This window comes from Pseudomonas sp. HMWF032 (genome assembly GCF_003060885.1).
GTDB lineage: Bacteria > Pseudomonadota > Gammaproteobacteria > Pseudomonadales > Pseudomonadaceae > Aquipseudomonas.
In genome coordinates this window covers 31,125-54,666 of the sequence record NZ_QAIG01000001.1, presented here as the reverse complement: position 1 = coordinate 54,666, position 23,542 = coordinate 31,125, and the positions used below count along the sequence as shown (strand labels likewise).

Genomic DNA, 23,542 nt, shown 5'->3' with positions numbered 1-23,542 from the left:
ACCGTGCCACCAGTATCGGGTAAAACCTGCGCAGGCCTATTGACCCTTATCAACCGCGGGCTCAGGTGTGTGGCTGGCTATTGCCGGGTGCAGGCAATTGGAAAAACGCCTGCGCCGCAGCGCTGGTATGGGCCGCCAAAATCTGTTCGGTTTCACCGCGGTGCAATGCGACTTCACGCAGCACCTCTACCAGAAAAGCCGGCTCATTGCGGCCGTTCTTCGGTTTCGGCCGAAGGCTGCGGGGCAGCAGGAACGGCGCATCACTTTCCAGCATCAGGCGGCCACGGGGTATTTCCTTGACCAGTGGGTGCAGGTGGCTGCCACGGCGCTCGTCACAGATCCAGCCGGTGATGCCGATATGCAGGTCCATATCCAGGTAGTTGAACAACGCGCGTTTCTCCCCGGTAAAGCAGTGCACCACGGCAGCCGGTAGCTGATCGCGGTAGTGACGCAGGATCGCCAGCAGGCGCTCGTCAGCATCGCGCTCATGCAGAAACACGGGCAGCTGCAACTCCACGGCCAGGGCCAGTTGTTGCTCCAGCACCTGCTCCTGCTGTGGCCTGGGGGAAAAGTCACGGTTGAAGTCCAGGCCGCATTCGCCCACGGCGCGAACTCGGACATCGTCCAGCAGAGCCTTGAGTTCGGCATAGCTGTCACTGTTCCAGCTGCTGGCATCGTGAGGATGGACACCGGCGGTACTGAACAAATGTGTGCCGCTGCTATCCAATTGCCGGCACAGTTCCAAGGCATGGCGGCTTTCGTCGAGGCGGGTACCGGTCAGCAGCATTTGCTGGACGCCTGCGGCATAGGCCCGAGTGAGGAGGGCTTCGCGTTGCTCGGCAAAGCTGGGGTGGGTCAGATTGACGCCGATGTCGATGAGTTGCATGGTGCTACCTGCTGAATTGACCGGGCAGCATAGCAGAGCTTTTTTGTCTATTTAAAAGGTCAATAAATACAAATAGTTATCCTGTTTATGTGATGTTTTGTGTGACAACTGGCTGGCGTCCATGGGTGGGCTGTGCGAACCTCCGCGCCCCGCGCGAGCGGCCAGTCATGTGTTAGCCGACAGGCGTGTTGCTGATCTGTCGAGCATTTTTCCCTGGAGCCCAGATGCTGCGAGTGTTGCTCACCTGCTGCCTGTTGCTGCTGTCCTGTACAGCGGTAGCACGTGTGGCTGGGCCGCTGGAAGTCGAGCAGCCCAAGGCTGCCCGAGACCTGGCGAGCATTCGTAGCAGTGGTGAACTGCGTGTGCTGGTCAATCAGAGCCGCAACAGCTCGGGGGAAGTCAAAGGCCAGAGTATCGGCGTTGAGTACCACCGTTTGCGAGCCTTTGAGCAGTACCTCAATCGCAACGCGCGCGATGGCCGTAGCCTCAAATTGAAGCTTGTCCCGCGAGCCAAGGATCAGTTGCTGGCGGCTCTGCAGCGCGGTGAGGGCGATCTGGTGGCCCCCGGAGAGCTGCTTAATATGCCGCGTGGCAGTAAGCTCAGCGCCAGTGCTGCAATACGCCAGGATGTGCCGCTGATCATCGTGGCTCGCCAGGGGAATCGGCGATACCAGAATCTTGAACAGCTCTCCGGGCGCAGCCTGGCATTACCTGCGGGTAGTGTGGCTGCCGAAGCGATTCGGCTGCTTAATCAGAAGTTGATTGATAAGAAGCGCTCGCCCATTGTCATCGAATGGGTCGACCCGAGCCTTGCCGTCGAAGATGTACTGGAGATGGTGCAGGCTGGAATTTTCGCGGTAACAGCGGTCGAGCAGCCGATTGCCGAGCGTTGGGCCAAGGTGATGCCCAAGCTGCGCCTGGATCGTCATCTGCAGCTATCCAAGGACGGTGACATGCGCTGGTATGTGCGGCGAGATACGCCAATGCTCGGCGCCAGCATTGATCGCTTTCTCAAGGGGTACAAAGATCCTGCGGATCTGGATGCCGTGTTCCAGCGCGTTTACCGTCGTCTGTACAAGGTGCATTACCCGCTTGGGCGTACCGAGCGCCAGCGCCTGGAGAAAGTTCGTCCAGTCTTGCAACGCTACGCCTCCCAGCATGATTTTGACTGGCTGGCCCTGGCAGCACTGGCCTTTAAGGAGTCGACCCTCAATCCAGCCGCGCGGGGGGCAAGTGGTGCCACCGGCCTGATGCAGATCACCCCAGTGGCCGCCCGCAGCGTTGGGGTGAGCAATATCAGTGCGCTGGATAATAACGTGCAGGCCAGCGCGAAGTACCTGGCGATGATTCGCCGCAACTACTTCAACAGCCCGCAACTCAATGAGCGCGAGCGCATGGCATTTATTCTGGCCGGCTACAACCTGGGGCCGCAGCGGGTTCAGGGGCTGCGTGCTGAAGCGCGCCGACGCGGCCTGAATCCCAATCAGTGGTTTTTCCAGGTGGAGCGGGTGGCCATGGAGCAGATGGGTATGGGGGTCGTCAGCTATGTGAATAGTGTGAATAAGTACTACCTGGCGTATGACCGTGAGCGTTATCTACTGGAGCCTTGATGCAGCTCAGTGAATAATTAATCTATTTATTAGATTGTTTATAGCAATTTTATTCGCTTTAAGTATTCGATTTTTAGTTTAGTCTGCACCCCATCAACTTCTCACTACAGGACTGCTGCACATGAACGCTCTGATCAAAACCGTTGTTGCAACTCAAGCAGGCTATGGCCTAACTGTCCTGCGTATCATCGCTGGCATCACCTTTGCCGCTCACGGTGCACAAAAGTTGTTTGGCTGGTTTGGTGGGTATGGCCTGGAAGGCGTGGCTCAGTGGATGGAAAGTATCGGTCTGGCACCGGGTTACCTGATGGCCCTGATGGCCGGTAGCGCCGAGTTCTTTGGCGGCTTGGCCTTGATCATTGGCCTGCTGGCGCGCCCAGCTGCTGCGGTACTGGCGCTGACCATGGTGGTGGCGATTGCTACTGTGCATTTGGCCAATGGCTTCTTTATGAGCAATAACGGCTACGAGTTTGCCCTGGCTCTGCTGGCAATCAGTATTGCGGTGATGATCGAGGGGGCTGGCAAGCTGTCACTGGACAAGCGCATCGCCGGTTAAGCGAAGCCTGCGTAAACTGCGGAAAGCCCACTTCGGTGGGCTTTTTGCATTTCAGGGTTGTGCTTTGTTCTGTGTCGCCAACTGTTCAGCGGCTTCCAGGCGCAATCGTTCGCGTTCATCGAAGTTTTCTGCTGCCAGTTGGGCAATCGCTGCGCGCTTATCGCTGGTACTCAGGCCAGGGTTGTTTTCGATTGCGGCCTTGTCGATGCGGTATTGAGCAATCCGCTTCTTCCAGGTCTGTCGTTGTTGGTCGAGCACTTCTAGACGTTGGGTGGCTGCTGCGCCCACCAGTTGTTGGCGCAGTTGGCGAATTTGCTCGGGTTTGGCCCCAGCGGCGTGTAGCTGAGCAGTCTGTTGGCGCAGTTCATTCTGCAGCTGAGGCAGGACAGCATCCTGCATCTCGGCAGGCAGGCTGTTGCGCAGTTGATCGACGGCAGTGGCCTTACCGGCATCGTCCAGTTGGCTGTCGTGCAGGATGGCCAGGCGTTGCAGGGTGAATTGGTTGTAGGCGTCTTCGCGGGCGAAGAATGCCTGTTGCGTTGCCGTGTCGAAGATTCGCGCACGCAGTGCCTGCACGGTTGTTTCTCGGTGCCGCAAGGCGTCCAGGTTGGCAACCTGTGGTAGGTCACGTTCCAGCAAGACCAGCTCGCGTTTGTAGTCGAGGTATTGATCGAGCAGGGCCAGCGCCTGTTCACGAGCATTTGCCGGCAGTTGCTCGGCGATATAGGCCCGCAGCCGCTCCACGCTGGTGCGCAATGGTTCTTCGCCCACGGCGGCGAGGAAGTAGTCGAATATCCGTCGGATGTCTTCGCTGATCAGTAGGTTACCTGCTGCGTCGAGACGAAATGTACCGTCCACCATGGTACCGCTGAAGGAGGCTGGCAGGCTCTGCAGCGCATGTGCAGCCTTAGTTGTTCCGGCGTGCAGCAAGGGGGGGGGACGTTGTGGCTGGGGCGTGGCTGCTGCGAGAGGATTGCCGTTGAGTTGAGCAGGGATATCCACCGGTTTCAGGTACAGCGCCAGAGTCACGCAAACGGCAAACACCAGTGGCGATAGCAGCAGAAATTTCTTCACGGGAACTCTTCATCTGGTGTGGAAACGGTTGCACTGAAACCGGGGGCTGTCGCCAGCCCCCGGTCCTGTATTACAGGCCGTCGTTTTTCAGGCGGTTGGCATGTTGGCGGTAGACCGTAACCGGGTCGGTTTCGAACAGGCTGGTCAGCCCCAGTGTCTGGTTGACCTCGTCGAGATGATTCATCCGGTAGTTATCGCGGATCACCTTGCCCATACGCGAGCTGCAGCGGCCGACCAAACCGTCGTTGGCTTCACCCTTGAAGGTCAGAGCCGTAGCGCCTAGCAGTAAATCGCTGGGATCGATGATATTGGTCATCGGGCTGGTCCCACTCCAAGAGTAGTAGCGCACCCCATTCACGCTGTAGGCCCCTTCACCGCAAGCCGTGGTGGGAATACCCTGCGGGAACTTGGCGTTGAACCGCGCCGCGCCTTGGCTGTTGAGCGACTCCAGGGAGCCGAGGGCGTTCTGCGGGCTGGTACTGGAACTGCCTGAGAGGAAGTTGATCAGCGTGCCGAGGCCATTGACGATGCCGGCTAGCAGGGTTTCACCGGCCGAGCCTGCTGGAACCTGGCGGATAAAATCGGCGGTGGCCGAGCCCTTGTGCGGTGCGCCGACGCTGGTGGCGGAGGCAATCAGGTTTGGTTTGACGGCAGCGACGTAGCGGATGGTCGGCCCGCCATGGCTATGGCCGATCAAGTTGACCTTGGGCTTGCCGCTGATGGCGACAATCTCTTCCACCTGGTTCAGCAGTTCTTCGCCGCGGGCTTCCGAGGTGTTCAGTTGACTGACTTCGGTGATGTACACGCTGGCACCGTCGCGACGCAGCGCGGCAGGAATGCCGTACCAGTAGTCGACTCCCAGGATACTGTCGAAGCCGAGCATGCCGTGGGCCAGTACAACTGGATACTTGGTCTGGGTGTATCCAGAGGAGCCGAACCAGAAGGCATGGGTGTTGCCAGAGGCCAGCAAGCCGGCGCCCAGGCAGAGGGCGAGCAGGGTTTTATTGTTGTTCATTGGTGCTCTCGCTAGGGTTTATCGGGCAGTTAAAGGCAGTCCATGCAGCCAAAACGCCCGTCCCATGGCGCGTACTTCAGCCCCAAGGCAATGGCAGAAAGCATGCCATTCCAGCACAAAATACGTGCAAGGCTCTGCCACGGGCCTTGCGTCTGGTCTGTTGCGCGCCTGTCGCAAACAGGTTGCTGCGCGGTTGTTACGGGCTGAAACGGCCCAACCTTGCTGGCAGGCCCCAGATGTCGGGGCGAGAGGCTAGTGCACGCCGGTTTATTGATGGATTGGCAGGCTGTTTATCTGCTTTTCCAATCGAAGGTTGGGTGGCGGTTGGGCGCGCCGCTGCCTTGACAGTTTTGCGCGTGCTTCTCTAGGATGCTGACCCAGCGCCGATTTAAACAGCTACTTGCGGGGCGCCGGGTTACCTGCTGATTGCAGCGCCCTGAGAAGTACTCTCTTGGAGGCTTTGAAATTCCGCTAAAGCGCTGGTTCGGTGTCGCCTCTCACCGCTGCCCAGCGGACTCAATGAGGCGGAGACATATCGATGCACTGTCCCCAACCGCTTATTCGCCTGGCCCCGATCACCTCTGGGCTGACCCTGCGCAATCCGAAAATACTCCTTGGCGGTAGCCATCAGCCGACGCTGTTGCGCTATCTCGATGGCTGGCCCAAGCGCTGGGCAGGGCCGCGGACCTTTCTGATCAACTTCGTTCACGATGGCGAGTCGCTTGCGCGCTTTGCCAGCAATCATTTCGATATGGCGGTGATCCAGGCGCCAACGGCCGCGCAGCTGGATGAAACCGTGCGTCAGTTGACGCGTGTAGCCAAGCAGGGGCTGATCACTCGGCGCTGAATGAATCCCGCAATAGCTTTGGCCAAAGCCACTGCCGATCCGCTAGGCTCAAACGATAATGTCAGGGAGTGGGCTATGTTCGAATCCGCCGAGATCGGCCGCCGTATTGATAAAGAAACTTTTGAAGCCGAGGCTCCCGCGCTGCGCGAAGCGTTGCTTGAGGCGCAGTACGAGTTGCAGCAGCAAGGACGTTTTGCCGTGCTTATTCTGATCAACGGGATCGAAGGTGCGGGTAAGGGAGAGACGGTCAAGCTGCTTAACGAGTGGATGGATGCGCGGCTGATTCAGGTCAATACCTTCGACCAGCAGACCGATGAGGAGCTGGCGCGACCGCCGGCCTGGCGTTACTGGCGGCAACTGCCCCCCAAGGGGCGTATCGGCATCTTCTTTGGTAACTGGTACAGCCAGATGCTGCAGGGGCGGGTGCATGGGCGGATTAAGAATGCCGTGCTTGACCAGGCCATCGATAGCACCCTGGGGATGGAGCGCATGCTCTGCGATGAGGGTACGCTGATCTTCAAGTTCTGGTTCCATCTATCCAAGCTGCAGATGAAAGCGCGCCTCAAGGCGCTGCAGGATGACCCGCTGCACAGCTGGCGGATCAGTCCGCTGGACTGGCAGCAATCAAAAACCTACGACAAATTTGTACGTGTCGGCGAGCGTGTGTTGCGCCGCACCAGTCGCGACTACGCGCCCTGGTATGTGGTGGAAGGCGTGGATGAGTATTACCGCAGCCTGACGGTCGGGCGCATTCTGCTCGATGGCTTGCAAGCCGCGTTGAAGGCCAAGACGCGCCCCGTGCCCCATCCTCATGCTGCGCCGTTGACCTCCAGTCTCGATCAGCGCGGGCTGATCGACAGCCTGGACATGAGTCAGGCGCTGGATAAGGAGTTGTACGCTGAACAGTTGGTTATCGAACAGGCTCGCTTGTCCAGCCTGATGCGTGATAAGCGCATGCGTCGCCATTCGTTGATTGCAGTGTTCGAAGGCAATGATGCGGCCGGCAAGGGTGGGGCGATTCGTCGGGTGATTGGTGCGCTCGATCCCCGTCAGTACCGCATCGTCCCGGTTGCCGCGCCGACCGAAGAAGAGCGCGCGCAGCCCTATCTGTGGCGTTTCTGGCGGCACATTCCGCCGCGCGGCAAGTTCACCGTGTTTGACCGCTCCTGGTATGGCCGAGTGTTGGTGGAACGGGTCGAGGGCTTTTGCAGCACCGGCGACTGGCTGCGCGCCTATGGCGAGATCAATGACTTCGAAGAGCAGCTCAGCGAAGCCGGCGTGGTGTTGGTGAAGTTCTGGCTGTCGATCGATCAGCAAACCCAGCTGGAACGCTTCAAGGCGCGCGAGCAGATTCCTTTCAAGCGTTTCAAAATCACCGAAGAAGACTGGCGCAATCGCGAGAAATGGCCGCTGTACCGCGATGCAATTGGCGATATGGTCGATCGCACCAGCACCGAGATCGCCCCGTGGACGTTAGTGGAAGCCAATGACAAGCGCTTTGCCCGGATCAAGGTGCTGCGCACTATCAATGAAGCGCTTGAGGCCGCATTCGGCAAAGACTGAGTTACACGGGCAACAGGATGGTCGCGCATACGGCTGATGAATGATTGTCGCTGAGTGAGATTGTCCAGCTTTATTCTTGTTGGCAACTCAACCCAATTACAATGAGGTGCGACATGCGTGAAGTGGTGATCGTTGACAGCGTACGGACTGGTTTGGCCAAGTCCTTTCGTGGCAAGTTCAATCTGACCCGTCCAGACGACATGGCGGCTCACTGCGTCAATGCACTGCTGGCGCGCACCGGTATCGACCCGGCGCTGGTGGATGACTGCATCGTTGGTGCCGGCTCCAATGAAGGCGCTCAGGGCATGAACATTGGTCGTAACGTGGCCGTGCTGTCCGGCCTGGGCACCAATGTGGCGGGCATGACCCTCAACCGTTTCTGCTCCTCGGGCCTGCAGGCCATTGCGATTGCAGCCAATCAGGTGGCGTCGGGTTGCAGCGATGTGATCGTGGCGGGTGGCGTCGAGTCGATCACCATGACCCTGAAAAGCATGAACACGCAGAACCTGTTCAACCCGGTGCTGCAAAAAGATCTGCCGGGTATCTATTACCCCATGGGTCAGACCGCCGAGATCGTCGCTCGTCGTTACAACGTCAGCCGCGAAGCCCAGGATGCCTATGCCCTGCAGAGCCAGCAGCGCACTGCGCGGGCGCAGGCTGAAGCTCTGTTCGATGATGAGATCGTGCCGATGCACGTCAAGTATCAGGTCGAAGACAAAGCCACCGGCGAGAAGAGCATCATCGATGGCATCGTCGCTCACGACGACTGCAACCGTGCCGACACCACTCTGGAAAGCCTGGCCGCGCTCAAACCGGTATTTGCCGACGACGGGTCGGTCACCGCTGGCAATGCCTCGCAGCTGTCCGATGGCGCCTCGATGACTCTGGTGATGAGCCTGGAAAAAGCCATCGAACTAGGCCTCAAGCCGCTGGCGTTCTTCCGCGGCTTTGTGGCCGCCGGCTGCGAGCCGGATGAGATGGGCATTGGTCCGGTGTTCTCGGTGCCTAAGCTGCTCAAGGCCAAGGGTCTGAGTGTTGCCGATATCGACCTCTGGGAGCTTAACGAGGCGTTTGCTTCGCAGTGCCTGTACGCGCGCGACCGTCTGGAAATTGACAACGCCAAGTACAACGTCAATGGCGGCTCGATTTCCATCGGCCATCCGTTCGGTATGACCGGCTCGCGCCAGGTTGGTCATCTGGTGCGTGAGCTGCAGCGACGTAACCTGCGTTACGGCATCGTCACCATGTGTGTGGGCGGCGGCATGGGCGCGACCGGGTTGTTTGAAGCCGTGCGCTGATCGTCCTGCGTCCAATAAAAAACCGCGACGTGTCGCGGTTTTTTATTGGCTGGTCTTTGTATTCAATATTTACGAAGTTTTGAAAATGTTGATATTGGTATGCAAATCAATCAAACGCTTGGCAATTTTTTCACTGGCATCAGAAGTCTCTCGGGCACCGTCGGCGGTTTGCTGAGCAATATGGGTTATTCTCAACAGCGTGTTGTTGATCTCTTGAGACACGAAAGCCTGCTGCTCTGACGCCGCAGCAACTTGCGTATTTAGATCAGAAATCCCATCAACGGCAGTCGATACATCGTCAAACGCTTTGGTAGTCTCAACGACTTTTTCAAAGCACAGGGAAGTACTTCTTTTACCGCTGGCCATGCTATTAACAGCTTTATTGGCTTGCTCTTGCAGTCGCTGCACCAACCCCTGAATATCCACAGTTGAATCTCTTGTGCGTTTTGCAAGAGAGCGCACTTCGTCAGCCACTACAGCAAACCCGCGCCCGCTGTCACCCGCCCTAGCGGCTTCAATGGCAGCATTCAGGGCCAGTAGGTTAGTTTGCTCGGCGATGGACTGTATGGTATCCGTCACTTGGCCAATATTGTTGGTTTCCGCCATTAAACCTGAAATAACTTCGGCCGCCTGCTCTACCTCAGTGGCCAGCTGTTCTATGATTTTTTGTGTGTTCTGAGCAATATTCTGGCCTTCACGAACTTTATCTCGAACTGCGTCGGCTACCTGACTGGCTTCGTTGGTAGTTCTGGCAATCTCATTAGTGGTGGCGCTCATTTCTTCAACAGCCGCTGCCACTTGCTCCGTTTCACGATGCTGTGTATCTACGTTCTTAACGGTAATCTCCATCACCCTAAGGCTGACTTCTGCCGAAGTCCCAAGCTCATCAGCCTGAGTGGACACACTTTTGATAACCTTATTCAACACCATCATAAATTTATTAAAGGCTTTAGCCACCTCGCCGGTTTCATCTTTTGCAGAGTCATCAAGACGCAGGCGCAAATCGCCGTCGCCATCAGCAACCTCTCTAAGCCTAGTGAGTAGGTTGTTGATAGGGACAACAATGGAACGGCTTATGAGAAATGGCAGCGCAATCGAAAGAGCAAGCGACACGATGAACAGGCCGGCAATGAGTTCGATGGCAGACTGCTCATCGGCCTCAGCCTGCGATACAGACCGCTGAGTGAAATTTTGGATAGTGTCTAGCAACTCGATAAGTTGAGCATTGACTTCAGCTTCCAGTGCTTCAATGACTTTGGCCTGCTCGATAACGCTGTCAATATCGCCAGCCCTGGCAGAGCTGATAACTTTAGCCGTTAGCCCCTCCAGTACGGTCAATTCAGACGAAACTGCCGCAAGGTCAGAAACTATTGCGCGATACTCTGTCTTGGCTGTTTCGGTATGTAACTTGCTCATTGCGTCCTGTGCAAAGTTCTTCGCGTTATTCAATTCTGCCTGGGCGCTCTTTTGGTACTCAGAAACCTTTTGAATATTTTTATCCAATTCAGACTGGGCACCTGAGTAACCTTCCTTCACTAAGGTGGCTTTAAAGAAGACTCTTTCTAAAACAATAGCTTGTTGTAACTGGTAGTCAGTTGTTTTCGTAATTTTTCGCGTCAGAGGAATATCCTCTTCGGCAACTTCAAGTATTTGAGTGCCTATTTTCGCCATCTGCGCTATTGAAATACCTCCGATTAAAATCAGCAAGCCTAACTGCACAACACCCATCAAATAGACTTTATGAGATATCTTCAAGAGCGACAGCATATATTCAACCTCAACCTAAGTAACAATTAAATATCATGTTTATCTTCTGTCTCAGCCAATGCCTGCTGCCTAAAGTAAGACAACATCCTTAAAGCAAAACCTGATTTCGTTTGTACTTTTTGATTAAAAGTATCTGGCGAAACATTCAAAAACTCAGAAAAACCATTCAGGCTGGTTATTTCAGGATGATCTAATGAGCGAAAACCCATACTCCAGCCCCCAAACGAACGCTCGTGGATTTCGTGGATACCGAGCAAATTGACTCTCTTGTGCCGGCTATCGGCTTTGATAACATCAAATAACGACTCTATTATTTTATTATCACCTTCAAGGGCCTGAATAAAGGTGCCGGTTCCGTCATAGAGTAATAGACCCGTAATGCCAAGACGCTGATTTTTTGCTCTTGCCTGGGTCAATAACTGCACCAAATCTTTTGATTTGTATCTCTCATTGGCACTACTGACATAACAAAGCTCAATCATAGTTCAGCCCTCCGATGTAATGAGAACCGTTAGCATAGGAATAGGTTAAATTGTAGACCATCTCGCGGCGGGAGTAGGCTTGACTGAGCACAGGAGTATTCATGCTGCGCAGCTTATCGAGGCGGGTGTTCAACTGCCTCCGCTCGTTTTTTGAGTAGGAGAAAACAGGGGATCTGCATGGAAATGGTGGGCAGAATTCGCCGAATGTATTTCTACGACAAACCATTGCTGCATGAGATATACGCTTACCCCTATCGGCATTGCAGCCATGGTATGTAAGCCTTTCGCTACAGGCGGGCCATTACCTGAACTGGATCTCGTGTGGCGATACCATCACCGTCATGATGAGGGCGACTACATTGGCGCTTTTTTCTGAAAAGCTCTGTTGAGGTCAGGTTAAAGGCCTGTTGCAAGCCCCGTTCTATGGCCCTCACTGGCTTAGAGAGGGCTGGCTGGGGTGATTCAGAATGCACGGCTTTCGATGATCTCGTTGGCCTGAGCCATTCGACGGATATAAAAGGCAATCTCTCGCTCGGCATCCGTTCGGTTGAAGTAGGGGCCTTCCAGGGTGCCCTCGCGGGTGGAGAAGAAGTATTGGCCGTTGACCGCGCTAACGCGTTCACTGCGGTAGTGGGTGCCAGGGCTGTGATCGACATTACGTTGACCGAACATGGATGAACCTCCCGCAAGATGAGCTGATGAAAATCAGTCTAAACGGCGTTTTTCTGGCTGCTGAATTTAACGACAAATGGTCGTTTTCGCCGAATATCGCCATCTTTTTCCTTGATTTTGTATTTTTGGCGTCAATTGGGTGACTTGATGTTGCCTGGCTATCAGTACAGTTGCAGTGAATAGCACTGCCTAGCTGTGGCTGTGCCGGTCCATGGGCGCGGCCTAGAATGCTGGTTTGCGGCTGCAACCTGCATCAGTCGATGGTTGTAGCGCTGGGTTTAGAGGCGTTTATGCATGTTTCCTCCGGTCGTTGGCTGTATGGGTTGTTCCTGGCACTGTTAACGGCGTTGTTATGGGGCGTACTGCCGATCAAGCTCAAGGAAGTGCTGCAGGTGATGGACCCGGTTACGGTGACCTGGTTTCGCTTGCTGGTTTCCGGCTCTATCCTGCTCGCCTATCTGGCGGCCAGCAAACGCTTGCCCGCCTTCCGTCCGTTGGGCAAGAAGGGCGTATGGCTGTTGCTGCTGGCGATAGCCGGGTTGACCGCCAACTATGTGCTTTATCTGGTTGGCCTCAATTTGCTCAGCCCCGGTACTACGCAGCTGGTGATTCAGGTTGCGCCAATTTTGTTGTTGATCAGCAGTCTGTTTGTCTTCCGCGAGCGTTTCAGCCTTGGCCAGGGGCTGGGCTTGTTGGTGCTGCTGATCGGTTTTGTCTTGTTCTTTAATCAACGTCTGGATGAGCTGCTGACTTCACTGACGGCCTACACCACCGGTGTGTTGATCGTGCTGCTGGCGGCGTTTGTCTGGGCGTTCTATGGCTTGGCGCAGAAACAGTTGCTGACGGTGTGGAACTCGCTGCAGGTGATGATGGTGATCTACCTGGCCTGCGCCATGCTGCTGACGCCTTGGGCACATCCGCTGCAAGCGTTGGAGTTGAGCCCGCTGCAGGGTTGGCTGCTGTTTGCCTGTTGCCTGAACACGCTGGTGGCTTATGGCGCGTTTGCCGAAGCGTTGGCGCATTGGGAGGCTTCGCGGGTCAGTGCGGCATTGGCGATTACCCCGTTGGTGACGTTTGCCTCGGTGGCGCTGGCTGCCAGCTGGTGGCCTGATCATGTGCAGCCTGAGCAGATCAACTGGTTAGCCTATGGTGGCGCAGTACTGGTGGTGCTGGGGTCAGCGTTGACGGCGCTCGGCCCATCCCTGGTCGCCAGCTGGAAAGCCCGCAAGAGCGGCGTGATGCCTGTAGGAGCCCTGAAATGAGTACCGATGAACTGGCGCGAGTCAACGGCAAGATACTGGCTGCCGGAGAGCCGTCTTTACCGGCGGTGACCTTGCGTGATGGCAGCCGAGTCCAGACGGGTACGGTCGCCACCATGCTGCACAATATCGAACTGTACAACCAGGGTGAGCGCGGCGAGGTCGAGCGTGAGTTGGCGTTGGCCGTTCCTACGCTCTGCCGCATTGGCCTGTTCCAGCTGTTTTCCCCTGAGGAGTGGAGCGCCAGTGAAGATAACCCCGGTCGGCGTTATGTCGGTTTGAAAGCCCGTGAGTACCTCGGCGACTAGGCTTTGCCGCCAAGGTTTTCCGCGCGGCGCAACCAGCTTTGGCGCTGTTCTTCGCTCGAGGGGCGTACCGGCGCAAATTCGGCCAGGCGGCGGGTTTTGATGCCGCTGAAACCGAGGATGGTGCGGGTCATCTGCCGATGCCCAGGCGCACCGTAGATCCAGCGGAAGTACCAGGGCGGCGTATCCATGGTCACCAGCAGGTCGGCAGTGCGTCCCGTCAGCAGCTTGTCCCAGAGTTGCGAGCGGTTGCGGTACTTGAAGGCGAAGCCTGGTAGAAAGGTGCGGTCGAAGAAGCCCTTGAGCAGTGCGGGAATACCTCCCCACCAGACCGGATAGACGAATACCAGGTGTTCGGCCCAATGAATCTGCCGCTGTGCTTCCAGTAGGTCGGGTTCCAGTGGCTGGCTTTGCTCATAGCCGTCGCGCAGTACTGGGTCGTAGTCCATTTCACCCAGCTTCAGCTGGCGTACCACGTGGCCCTTGCGGCGTGCGCCTTGAGCATAGGCTTCACCGAGGGCATGGCAGAAACTGTTGGCCTTGGGTGTGCCGAAAATCATCAGGATGCGTTTACCATCACCTTCCAGTGGTGTTGCGCCGCTCTTTACTGCGTCACTCATGTTGACCCGCCTCCAGCATGTTTTCGGGACGCACCCAGGCGTCGAATTGTTCATTGCTCAGGTAGCCCAGTTGCAGCGCTGCGTCACGCAGGGTAGTGCCATCCTGATAGGCCAGCTTGGCGATTTTTGCGGCCTTGTCGTAGCCGATATGCGGGTTCAGTGCGGTGACCAGCATCAGACCGTGTTCCAGGTGCTCGGCCATTTTCCCTGCGTCCGGTTGCAGGCCCGCGACGCAGTGCTGCTGGAAGTTATGGCAGCCGTCCGCCAATAAACGTATCGATTGCAGCAAGTTGTGAATGATCACCGGTTTGAACACGTTGAGTTGCAGATGGCCCTGGCTAGCGGCAAAGGCAATCGTGGTGTCGTTCCCCAATACCTGGCATGCCAGCATCGACAGCGCCTCGCATTGGGTTGGGTTGACTTTGCCTGGCATGATTGAACTGCCCGGTTCATTGGCCGGTAAACGCACCTCGGCCAAGCCTGCGCGAGGGCCGGAGCCCAGCAACCGCAGATCGTTAGCCAGTTTCATAAGGGCCACTGCCAGGGTTTTCAAGGCACCTGAGAGCGCCACCAGCGGTTCGTGGCCGGCGAGGGCGGCAAACTTGTTCGGCGCACTGACCAGTGGCAGGCCACTCAAAGCGGCCAGTTCGGCAGCCATAGCATCGGCAAAACCCTGTGGTGAGTTCAACCCAGTGCCCACAGCTGTCCCCCCTTGGGCCAGTTCGCAGACGGCCGGCAGAGCGGCCTGGATAGTATGTTCGGCATAACCTAGCTGCGCGACAAAGGCCGATAGCTCCTGGCCGAAGGTCATCGGTGTAGCATCCATCATGTGTGTGCGCCCGGTTTTGACCTGCCGCGCATGCCGTTCAGCTTGTTCCTGCAGTCCAGCACGCAGTTCGCGCAAGGCGGGCAGCAATTGCTGCTGCACGGCGTGCACGGCGGCGATATGCATGGCGGTGGGAAAGCTGTCGTTGGAGCTTTGCGCGCGGTTGACGTGGTCGTTGGGGTGCACCGGCGTTTTACCGCCACGGTCGTTGCCCGCCAGTTCGTTGGCCCGCCCGGCAATCACCTCGTTGACGTTCATGTTGCTTTGCGTGCCGCTGCCGGTCTGCCAGACCACCAGGGGAAATTGCTCATCATGTTGGCCGGCCAAGACTTCATTGGCGGCCTCCTCGATCAGTCGGGCCAGGTCGGCCGGCAACTCACCGATACGCTGATTGACCCGCGCGGCGGCTTTCTTGATCAGCGCCAGGGCATGCACGACCGGTAAGGGCATGTGCTCCTGACCGATGGCGAAGTTGATCAGCGAGCGTTGGGTTTGCGCGCCCCAATAGGCTTCATCGGGTACTTCGATGGAACCCAGGCTGTCGGTTTCAGTGCGGCTCATGGTGGCTCTCCTGATGGTTGCGCATGCAGCATAGGGATTGCCAGGCCAGCGACTGCCAGCCTGGGCGTATCTCAGCTTAGGTCGCTGTGCATCAGCAGAGGTTCAAATGCCGCAGTTAACTACCAGCGGGCGCGGGTTTCACCGAGCCAGCCAAGGGCGTTGTTGACGGGTACGCGCTCACCTTCCGGGCCGCGCAGAACCCCCTCGAAATGCCCAAACCACTGCTGCGTGTCAGCAAAGAACGGCCCAAGCCGGCGGTAGGCCTGGTGGCGCTGGCGCGGGGAAAATGTCAGTTGTACGGCATCATCCTGGCTGCGCAGTTGCCAGGGCGCCAGGCTGGTGTTCGGGCCTTGGGTGATGGCGATAGGGCTGTCCAGGTGCAGCAGTTCACCGCCAAACCACAAGGTGTTTTCGGAGAGCCCGCTATGATCTGTCCAGCCAGCGCCGAAATTGCCAGCGATGCCACCCGGTGCCGCAAAGGCCGCCCGCGTCCAATGGCTATTAAGCGGCCAGACACCGCGACCGAAGTCCAAGGAAGCAAAACTCTGCCCAGGTAGACAACCATATTGGCGTTTACCCAACTGCACTGTTCCACAGCAGGGGAGGCCCAGTTGCCGGCTTGTGGCGTGAAAGCACTTTCCTTTGAGTGGAGCCACCAGGTTCACTGAGTCAAGGTGGGCGGGGCGTTGGATATCCAGTGATGCCTGTAACGGCTGCCCGCCGAGGTCAGGTGCGTTAATGGTGATACGGGTACGGCCAGTATGTTCCGACACACGCAATTGCAGGCGAGGGTGGTTGAACTCATGGCTGATCTGGGGGTGATCCGGCAGCTCGCAGCCTCGGCCGAACAGGCGGAATTGGCTGTAGGCCATGCCTTGTCCAGACTGTAGGTCCAGAAAGTAGGCCGCGGCGTAGCCCAGGTAATCCAGGTCGGCAATGGTGAACGCAAGCATCCACTGTGGGGTGGTGATGCACCAGTGATTCCAGCGTTTTCGGCGGCCCAGGTTACCGGGAATGGCACAGTTGACCATTGGCCTGGGTGCCCAGCCAACCGCCTGAGGGTTCAACTGGCCATGACTATCGCACAGGGCAATAGCGGCGAAGGGTTCGGGATGAGTAAAGCTGTTCATCAAACACGTCCATGTGTGCGCAACCTTACGAGTCTGGCGGTGCGCTGAAACAGAGATGGCCAATGCTGTGAGCATGCACAGGTGCACATCAACACAGCAATTACTGGCATTTTGAACTTTAAGCAGGTTGTGCGCCAGTGCACAGTTGTAGCTTGATCTGGTCAAAGCGGCGTGCAGGCTTGAGTAGGACAAGCCCTTGGGCACAAAATGCCGCAAAGTGAGTCAAACACGGCTCTTCTCTCATTCAGGAGTAGTACATGTCACGTTTACCTGCCTTTTGCGCTGCCCTAATACTGACGTGCGGTAGTGCTCAGGTGCTCGCCGATGCCAAGGGCCACGCTGCTGATGCCGAGCGTTTCCTCGTACTGGCCCGTGCTGACAAGCTCGCTGTACCGGTGTTTGCCCAGGTGCAGCAGATGTTTGCCCAGCGCTTTGCCGAGAGCAATGCGCCGCAGAGCGAGAAGGCTGTGCTGGAAACCTACCAGGCCCAGGCCAATACGGCTCTGGAACAAGCCGTGGGTTGGGACAAGCTCAAGCCGGATATGGTCAAGCTCTACACCAGCAACTTCAACGAGCAGGAAATGAAGGACCTGATCCGTTTCTACGAGTCGCCGCTGGGCAAGAAAGTCCTGGAGAAAATGCCAACGCTGACCGCACAGTCGGCGCAGCTGACTCAGGGCAAGCTGGAAACCGCCGTACCCAAGGTCAATCAGCTATTGGCGGAAATGACCACCAAGCTGACTCCAAAGAAGCCCTGAGTGATAGTCCCTATGCCGAAGATCGATTTGTTGCAGGCCGCTCTGGCAAGCTTGCAGCCCCAGCAGCTCGATGTGCTGGATGAAAGCCATATGCACAGCCGGGGGCTGGAAACCCATTACAAGGCGGTGATCGTCAGCGAGCATTTCGCCGGCCTGAATGCGGTCAAGCGGCATCAGAAGGTCTATGCCGCCGTAGGCGAGCTTATGGGGCAGATCCATGCCCTGGCACTGCATACCTATACACCCGATGAGTGGTCACAGCAGGGCGTGGCTCCGGCTTCGCCGACCTGCAAGGGCGGCCACTGAGAACCTGCTTTCGATCTCGCGAGCTAGAGCGCCGTAAGGCAAAAGCAGGCGAGGAAGCGGAGTGTACGAGTTGTACATGAGCATCCGAGTCTGCTTTTAACGCAGCAGGGCCGACGCGCAGCAGATCGTAAGCAGGTTCTGAGGCAATTCGCCTCTACACGGTTCCCCTCAAGGGCAGTAAACTGCGCACCCCGCCGGCCTAGCGCCGGCGCTTTTGTTTGTGGCTCAGCAGCCTGTCAAAGCCGCTGCTGGTCACGTTTGTGTCCCGGTCCGCCCTTTACGTGGGCGACTACTGAAGGATTTGCTTATGACTGACAAGATCGTTGTCGCCGCGCTGTATAAATTCGTTTCCCTGCCTGACTTCCATAACCTGCGTGAGCCGCTGCTGCAATGCATGCTGGATAACGCGGTAAAGGGCACCTTGCTGCTGGCCGAAGAGGGCATCAATGGCACCGTCTCCGGCTCGCGTGCCGGTATTGATGCCCTGATGGCCTGGTTTGACTTGGACCCGCGCCTGGCCGACATCGACCACAAGGAATCCTACTGCGACGAGCAGCCGTTCTATCGCACCAAGGTCAAGCTGAAGAAGGAAATCGTCACCCTGGGCGTGCCCGGCGTTGATCCGAACCAGAAGGTCGGTACCTACGTCGAACCCAAGGACTGGAACGCGCTGATTAGCGATCCCGACGTGCTGCTGATCGATACGCGCAACGATTACGAAGTGTCGATTGGCACCTTTGAAGGCGCGGTCGACCCGAAAACCAAGTCGTTTCGCGAGTTTCCCGACTACATCAAGGCGCACTTCGACCCGGCCAAACACAAGAAAGTGGCGATGTTCTGCACCGGCGGCATCCGCTGCGAGAAGGCTTCCAGCTATATGCTCGGTGAGGGTTTTGAGGAGGTATTCCACCTCAAGGGCGGCATCCTCAAGTACCTCGAAGAAGTGCCGCAGGAAGAGACCAAATGGCAGGGCGACTGCTTTGTCTTCGATAACCGGGTTACTGTGCGTCACGACCTCAGCGAAGGTGACTACGACCAGTGCCACGCCTGCCGCACCCCGGTGTCGGTGGCAGATCGTCAGTCCGAGTTCTACACCCCTGGCGTCAGCTGTCCGCATTGTTGGGACTCGCTGCCGGAGAAAACCCGCGCCGGCGCCCGCGAGCGTCAACGGCAGATTGAATTGGCTAAAGAGCGCAATCAGCCGCACCCGCTGGGCTACAACCCCCGACAAAATCGCGAGGCTTAAGCATGCACGCACGCCTGCTCTATGTGATGGACCCGATGTGTTCATGGTGCTGGGGTTTTGCCCCGGTACTTGAGTCCCTCGCTGAGCAGGCTGCTGCCGCAGGTGTGGGGCTGGAACTGGTGCTAGGTGGCTTGCGCCGTGATGGCGTGGCCATTGATGCGGCGGCGCGGGTGCGTTACCTGGGCTACTGGCAGGCGGTCAATGCCAGCACTGGGCAGTTGTTCAACTTCAATGCCGGACTGCCTGAGGGTTTGGTCTACGACACCGAGCCGGCTTGCCGCGCCCTGGTCACTGCGCGCAGCCTGGCACCTGAATTGACCTGGCCATTGGCCCGGTTGATTCAGCGGGCGTTCTACACCGAAGGGGTGGATGTCACCCGCGCCAGCGTGTTGGTGGAGTTGGCCGAGCGCGCCGGGATTCCACGTATCGTGTTTGCCGAAGCCTTTGACAGCGCTGCACAGCGCGCCGCCACCGCGGCTGACTTCAGCTGGACCCAGGATCTGGGCATTGCCGGCTTTCCCACGCTGCTCGCTGAACGCAACGGCCAACTGGCGCTGCTGACCAACGGCTATCAACCCCTTGAAGTGCTGCAGCCCTTGCTGACGCGCTGGCTGGAGCGGGTTGCCCATGCCTGATCGTTTGAGTTGGGCGGAAGTTCGTCGGCTGGCCCTGCAGCACAAGAAGGCGCTGATCTGGGCCAACCTGGTTGCCGTGCTGGCGACCCTATGCAGCGTGCCGATCCCGCTGTTGCTGCCGCTGTTGGTCGACGAAGTGCTGCTCAACGACGGTGACGCCGCGCTCAAGGTCATGGACAACTTCCTGCCCGCGCACTGGGAAACCGCCGCCGGCTACATCGGCCTGATGCTGGTGCTGACCCTGTTTTTGCGCGGCGGCGCGTTGGTCTTTAACGTGGTGCAGGCGCGGCTGTTTGCGCGTCTGTCGAAGGACATTGTGTACCGCATTCGTATTCGACTGATCGAGCGGCTCAAACGCATTTCCTTGGGCGAATATGAAAGCCTGGGCGGCGGTACCGTGACCACGCATTTGGTCACCGACCTGGACACGCTGGATAAGTTTGTCGGCGAAACACTCAGTCGCTTTCTGGTGGCCATGCTCACCCTGGCCGGCACCTCGGCGATCCTGATCTGGATGCACTGGCAGTTGGCGTTGCTGATCCTGCTGTTCAATCCGCTGGTGATCTACGCCACGGTGCAGCTGGGCAAGCGCGTCAAACACCTGAAGAAGCTGGAGAACGACAGCACCTCGCGCTTTACCCAGGCGCTGACCGAAACCCTCGAGGCGATTCAGGAAATCCGTGCCGGCAACCGCCAGGGCTTCTTCCTCGGTCGCCTGGGTGGTCGGGCCAAGGAAGTACGCGACTATGCCGTGGCCTCACAGTGGAAAACCGATGCCTCGAACCGTGCCAGCGGCCTGCTGTTCCAGTTCGGTATCGACGTGTTTCGCGCGGCGGCGATGCTCACTGTGCTGTTCTCTGACCTGTCGATCGGCCAGATGCTCGCGGTGTTCAGCTACCTGTGGTTTATGATCGGTCCGGTCGAGCAATTGCTCAGCCTGCAATACGCCTATTACGCGGCCGGTGGTGCGCTGACGCGGATCAACGAACTGCTGGCACGCAAGGATGAGCCGCAGTACCCCGGTCGCGTTGATCCGTTCAAGGGGCGCGACACGGTGGGCATCGAAGTCAGCGGGTTAACCTTTGCCTACAACGATGAACCGGTGCTGAACCAGCTCAACCTAAGCATTGCTCCCGGCGAGAAGGTCGCCATTGTCGGCGCCAGTGGCGGTGGCAAGAGCACCCTGGTGCAACTGCTGCTCGGGCTTTACACGCCGCAGGCTGGGACCATCCGCTTTGGCGGCAGCAGCCAGGAAGAAATCGGTCTGGAAGGCGTGCGAGAGCACGTGGCGGTGGTGCTGCAGCATCCGGCGCTGTTCAACGACACGGTGCGCGCCAACCTGTGTATGGGGCGTGAGCGGGGCGATGACGCTTGCTGGCGTGCGCTGGAGATTGCTCAATTGGCTGACACCATTCACGGTTTGCCACAAGGCCTGGACAGCATCGTCGGGCGTTCCGGCGTGCGTCTGTCCGGTGGTCAGCGTCAGCGTCTGGCCATTGCCCGCATGGTGCTGGCCGAGCCGAAAGTGGTGATTCTGGATGAGGCCACCTCGGCCCTGGATGCCGCCACCGAATACGCCTTGCACCAGGCGCTCAATCAATTCCTCCAAGGCCGCACCACGTTGATCATCGCCCACCGCCTGAGTGCGGTTAAGCAGGCCGATCGGGTGCTGGTATTCGACGGTGGCAGCATCGCCGAAGACGGCGGGCATCAGCAGCTTATCGCCGAGGGCGGGCTTTACGCCAAGCTGTATGGGCATCTGCAGCACTTATAGCTGCGCTGGGCAAGCGTCATCCACCTTACGGTTTCTTCTGATTGCACACTTTTTCGTGGGTCATGACCTTGCCAGGACGCGCTGCTGCCCCGCGCCTGGCAGTTAAATCGACCGCTTTGTAAATTTATCGTTACGCATGGTGGGTGCTTTCGGTCAGCATTCCCGCTGTTTCTCTCGCTGTATTAAAAACTTGCCGAAAGCCATGGCCACACTTGTGGCAGGGCGCTCTGGGCCGGCTTGTGAGCAGGGCTGTGCTCGGTTGTTATGAGGTCAATCCGCGCCGTTGCATCGCGCAGCGGTTGATCAAAACAACAACGAGGAGGCGCAATGAACGCCGTGAACAAGATCCAGCAGCACAACCCCATCGGCACCGACGGCTTCGAGTTCGTTGAATACACCGCGCCGACCCCGGAAGGCATCCAGCAGCTGCGTGAGCTGTTTACCGCCATGGGCTTTACCGAAACGGCCAAGCACCGTTCGAAAGAGGTCTGGCTGTTCCAGCAAAACGACATCAACTTCGTTCTCAACGGCAGCCCCACCGGGCACGTGCGTGAATTCGGTCTGAAGCACGGTCCGAGCGCCTGCGCCATGGCCTTCCGTGTGCAGAACGCGGCTCAGGCGGCCGCCTATGTAGAATCCCAGGGTGCCAAACTGGTCGGTAGTCACGCCAATTTCGGCGAGCTGAATATCCCCTGTGTGGAAGGCATTGGGGGTTCGCTGCTGTACCTGGTGGATCGTTATGGCGACAAGACCATCTACGACGTCGACTTCGAGTACATCGAAGGGCGCAGCGCCAGTGATAACGCGGTCGGCCTGAAAGCGCTGGATCACCTGACTCACAACGTCAAGCGTGGGCAGATGGACGTGTGGTCAGGCTTCTACGAGCGTATCGCCAACTTCCGCGAGATCCGCTACTTCGACATCGAAGGTAAGCTCACCGGCCTGCTGTCGCGCGCCATGACCGCGCCGTGCGGCAAGATTCGCATCCCGATCAATGAGTCGGCCGACGACAAGTCGCAGATCGAGGAATTTATCCGCGAGTACCAGGGCGAGGGCATCCAGCATATCGCCCTCAGCACCGAAGACATCTACACCACCGTACGCCAGCTGCGGGCCAATGGCGTGCAGTTTATGGTCACACCTGGCACTTACTACGACAAGGTCGACACCCGCGTGGCCGGGCATGGTGAGCCGAGCGATGTGCTGCGTGAATTGAGCATTCTGATCGACGGTGCGCCGGGCGATGACGGCATCCTTCTGCAGATTTTCACCAATACGGTGATTGGCCCGATCTTCTTCGAGATCATCCAGCGCAAGGGTAACCAGGGCTTTGGTGAGGGCAACTTCAAGGCGCTGTTCGAGTCGATTGAAGAAGACCAGATTAAGCGCGGCGTGATCTCCGAGGAGTAATGCCATGAGCCGGCAATGGATCCGTTTCCCTTTGCGTGAAGGCGAGTGCTCGCGTCAGGCGCACTGCGACTTTCCCGAAGGCACCTACGAGCGCGAGATGGGCCGCGAGGGCTTTTTCGGCCCCACCGCGCACCTGCACCACAAGCATCCGCCCACCGGTTGGATCGACTGGCAGGGGCCACTGCGCCCGCACGCGTTCAATTTCAACACCATTGCCAGCGAGCGCGACTGCCCGCTGGCCGCGCCGCTGACCCTGCATAACAGCGATGTAAAACTGCGCGTGTGGAAAACCGTTGGTGCCATGCGCCATTTGGTGCGCAACGCCGATGGCGATGACCTGCTGTTTATTCATGAGGGAGCAGGGCACTTCTATTGCGATTTCGGTCATTTGACCTACCGCGACGGCGATTACCTGCTGATCCCCCGCGGAACCGCCTGGCGTATTGAGGCCTGCGAGCCGACCTTTATGCTGCTGATCGAAAGCACCGACGGCGCCTATCAGCTTCCGGACAAGGGTTTGCTCGGCCCGCAGGCGATCTTCGATCCGGCGGTGCTTGATCATCCACGCATCGATGATGCCTTCAAGGCGCAGCAGGACGAAAACACCTGGCAGATTCGCATCAAGCGCCGCGGCCAGATCAGCACCGTGACTTACCCCTACAACCCGCTGGATGTGGTCGGCTGGCATGGCGACAACACGGTGGTGCGCCTCAACTGGCGCGATATCCGCCCGCTGATGAGCCACCGCTATCACCTGCCGCCGTCAGCGCACACCACCTTTGTCGCCAATGGTTTTGTGATCTGCACCTTCACCCCGCGTCCGGTGGAAAGCGACCCCGGCGCGTTGAAGGTGCCGTTCTATCACAACAATGACGACTACGATGAAGTGCTGTTCTACCACCGGGGCAACTTCTTCAGCCGCGACAACATTGAGCAGGGCAT

23 protein-coding genes and 1 pseudogene are annotated in these 23,542 nt (G+C 57.9%); 14 read left to right on the top strand and 10 right to left on the bottom strand.

Annotation, left to right across the window (positions count from 1 at the left end; translation table 11 throughout):
* Positions 1-61: 61 nt before the first annotated feature.
* Positions 62-886, bottom strand: a complete 825-nt coding sequence (locus DBR00_RS00275) for a TatD family hydrolase (protein WP_108488799.1) — start codon at positions 884-886, stop codon at positions 62-64.
* Positions 887-1,110: 224 nt separating this feature from the next.
* Between DBR00_RS00275 and DBR00_RS00270 the strand changes: the two genes are divergently transcribed.
* Together DBR00_RS00270 and DBR00_RS00265 are read left to right on the top strand one after the other, a co-directional pair.
* A complete protein-coding gene (locus DBR00_RS00270) occupies positions 1,111-2,496 on the top strand; it encodes a transglycosylase SLT domain-containing protein (protein WP_108488798.1) in 1,386 nt (461 codons plus the stop codon).
* 121 nt (positions 2,497-2,617) lie between these two features.
* Entirely contained in the window at positions 2,618-3,052 is a 435-nt protein-coding gene (locus DBR00_RS00265; RefSeq protein ID WP_108488797.1) for a DoxX family protein, read from the top strand.
* A gap of 51 nt (positions 3,053-3,103) precedes the next feature.
* Here DBR00_RS00265 and DBR00_RS00260 read toward each other — a convergent pair whose 3' ends face one another.
* Together DBR00_RS00260 and DBR00_RS00255 are read right to left on the bottom strand one after the other, a co-directional pair.
* Positions 3,104-4,126, bottom strand: a complete 1,023-nt coding sequence (locus DBR00_RS00260; protein WP_108488796.1) for a lipase secretion chaperone — start codon at positions 4,124-4,126, stop codon at positions 3,104-3,106.
* A gap of 70 nt (positions 4,127-4,196) precedes the next feature.
* Complete coding sequence (locus DBR00_RS00255; protein ID WP_108488795.1) at positions 4,197-5,141, bottom strand: triacylglycerol lipase; 945 nt, start codon at positions 5,139-5,141, stop codon at positions 4,197-4,199.
* 538 nt (positions 5,142-5,679) lie between these two features.
* Here DBR00_RS00255 and DBR00_RS00250 point away from each other — a divergent pair.
* The 3 genes from DBR00_RS00250 to DBR00_RS00240 all read left to right on the top strand — a co-directional run bounded on the left by DBR00_RS00250 (position 5,680) and on the right by DBR00_RS00240 (position 8,849).
* Positions 5,680-5,988 (top strand): hypothetical protein, encoded by a 309-nt coding sequence (locus DBR00_RS00250; protein ID WP_108488794.1) that lies wholly within the window; start codon positions 5,680-5,682, stop codon positions 5,986-5,988.
* 75 nt (positions 5,989-6,063) lie between these two features.
* Positions 6,064-7,551 (top strand): polyphosphate:AMP phosphotransferase, encoded by a 1,488-nt coding sequence (pap, locus tag DBR00_RS00245; RefSeq protein WP_108488793.1) that lies wholly within the window; start codon positions 6,064-6,066, stop codon positions 7,549-7,551.
* Positions 7,552-7,664: 113 nt separating this feature from the next.
* On the top strand, positions 7,665-8,849 hold the full coding sequence (locus DBR00_RS00240) for a thiolase family protein (protein WP_108488792.1): 1,185 nt from the start codon (positions 7,665-7,667) through the stop codon (positions 8,847-8,849).
* A gap of 69 nt (positions 8,850-8,918) precedes the next feature.
* On the opposite strand, the gene DBR00_RS21320 is transcribed toward DBR00_RS00240, so the two are convergent.
* The 4 genes and pseudogenes from DBR00_RS21320 to DBR00_RS00225 all read right to left on the bottom strand — a co-directional run bounded on the left by DBR00_RS21320 (position 8,919) and on the right by DBR00_RS00225 (position 11,770).
* Complete coding sequence (locus DBR00_RS21320; protein ID WP_371920606.1) at positions 8,919-9,698, bottom strand: methyl-accepting chemotaxis protein; 780 nt, start codon at positions 9,696-9,698, stop codon at positions 8,919-8,921.
* Positions 9,699-9,782: 84 nt separating this feature from the next.
* A pseudogene (locus DBR00_RS21315) lies at positions 9,783-10,265 on the bottom strand (HAMP domain-containing protein); the annotation flags it as partial.
* Between the two features lie 377 nt (positions 10,266-10,642).
* The gene (locus DBR00_RS00230) at positions 10,643-11,098 is read right to left on the bottom strand and encodes a BLUF domain-containing protein (RefSeq protein ID WP_108488790.1); all 456 of its coding nucleotides are present in this window, start codon (positions 11,096-11,098) and stop codon (positions 10,643-10,645) included.
* Between the two features lie 462 nt (positions 11,099-11,560).
* Complete coding sequence (locus DBR00_RS00225; protein WP_108488789.1) at positions 11,561-11,770, bottom strand: DUF6316 family protein; 210 nt, start codon at positions 11,768-11,770, stop codon at positions 11,561-11,563.
* A 290-nt stretch (positions 11,771-12,060) separates the two neighbouring features.
* Here DBR00_RS00225 and DBR00_RS00220 point away from each other — a divergent pair, with 290 nt between their 5' ends.
* Together DBR00_RS00220 and DBR00_RS00215 are read left to right on the top strand one after the other, a co-directional pair.
* Positions 12,061-13,032, top strand: coding sequence for a DMT family transporter (locus DBR00_RS00220; protein WP_108488833.1), 972 nt, complete (start codon positions 12,061-12,063; stop codon positions 13,030-13,032).
* On the top strand, positions 13,029-13,337 hold the full coding sequence (locus DBR00_RS00215; RefSeq protein WP_108488788.1) for a hypothetical protein: 309 nt from the start codon (positions 13,029-13,031) through the stop codon (positions 13,335-13,337). The genes DBR00_RS00220 and DBR00_RS00215 overlap by 4 nt, the downstream gene beginning before the upstream one ends.
* Here the strand turns inward: DBR00_RS00215 and DBR00_RS00210 are convergent.
* The 3 genes from DBR00_RS00210 to DBR00_RS00200 all read right to left on the bottom strand — a co-directional run bounded on the left by DBR00_RS00210 (position 13,334) and on the right by DBR00_RS00200 (position 16,471).
* Positions 13,334-13,954, bottom strand: coding sequence for an NAD(P)H-dependent oxidoreductase (locus DBR00_RS00210; protein WP_108488787.1), 621 nt, complete (start codon positions 13,952-13,954; stop codon positions 13,334-13,336). The genes DBR00_RS00215 and DBR00_RS00210 overlap by 4 nt on opposite strands.
* On the bottom strand, positions 13,947-15,341 hold the full coding sequence (locus DBR00_RS00205) for a class II fumarate hydratase (protein WP_108488786.1): 1,395 nt from the start codon (positions 15,339-15,341) through the stop codon (positions 13,947-13,949). Before DBR00_RS00205 ends, DBR00_RS00210 begins: the two co-directional genes overlap by 8 nt.
* A gap of 119 nt (positions 15,342-15,460) precedes the next feature.
* Complete coding sequence (locus DBR00_RS00200; RefSeq protein WP_108488785.1) at positions 15,461-16,471, bottom strand: DUF2804 domain-containing protein; 1,011 nt, start codon at positions 16,469-16,471, stop codon at positions 15,461-15,463.
* 257 nt (positions 16,472-16,728) lie between these two features.
* Between DBR00_RS00200 and DBR00_RS00195 the strand changes: the two genes are divergently transcribed.
* The 7 genes from DBR00_RS00195 to DBR00_RS00165 form a co-directional block, all read left to right on the top strand.
* Entirely contained in the window at positions 16,729-17,229 is a 501-nt protein-coding gene (locus tag DBR00_RS00195; RefSeq protein WP_108488784.1) for a DUF2059 domain-containing protein, read from the top strand.
* 12 nt (positions 17,230-17,241) lie between these two features.
* Positions 17,242-17,535 carry a BolA family transcriptional regulator gene (locus tag DBR00_RS00190; protein ID WP_108488783.1) on the top strand — a complete coding sequence of 98 codons (294 nt, stop codon included), beginning with the start codon at positions 17,242-17,244 and terminating at the stop codon, positions 17,533-17,535.
* Between the two features lie 307 nt (positions 17,536-17,842).
* Positions 17,843-18,781 carry a rhodanese-related sulfurtransferase gene (locus tag DBR00_RS00185; protein ID WP_108488782.1) on the top strand — a complete coding sequence of 313 codons (939 nt, stop codon included), beginning with the start codon at positions 17,843-17,845 and terminating at the stop codon, positions 18,779-18,781.
* A 2-nt stretch (positions 18,782-18,783) separates the two neighbouring features.
* On the top strand, positions 18,784-19,416 hold the full coding sequence (locus DBR00_RS00180; protein ID WP_108488781.1) for a DsbA family protein: 633 nt from the start codon (positions 18,784-18,786) through the stop codon (positions 19,414-19,416).
* On the top strand, positions 19,409-21,190 hold the full coding sequence (locus DBR00_RS00175) for an ABC transporter ATP-binding protein (protein WP_108488780.1): 1,782 nt from the start codon (positions 19,409-19,411) through the stop codon (positions 21,188-21,190). The genes DBR00_RS00180 and DBR00_RS00175 overlap by 8 nt, the downstream gene beginning before the upstream one ends.
* A 327-nt stretch (positions 21,191-21,517) precedes the next feature.
* Positions 21,518-22,600 (top strand): 4-hydroxyphenylpyruvate dioxygenase, encoded by a 1,083-nt coding sequence (gene hppD / locus DBR00_RS00170; RefSeq protein WP_108488779.1) that lies wholly within the window; start codon positions 21,518-21,520, stop codon positions 22,598-22,600.
* Positions 22,601-22,604: 4 nt separating this feature from the next.
* Positions 22,605-23,542, top strand: a 938-nt coding sequence (locus DBR00_RS00165; protein ID WP_256582892.1) for a homogentisate 1,2-dioxygenase, incomplete at its 3' end; no start/stop codon positions are given.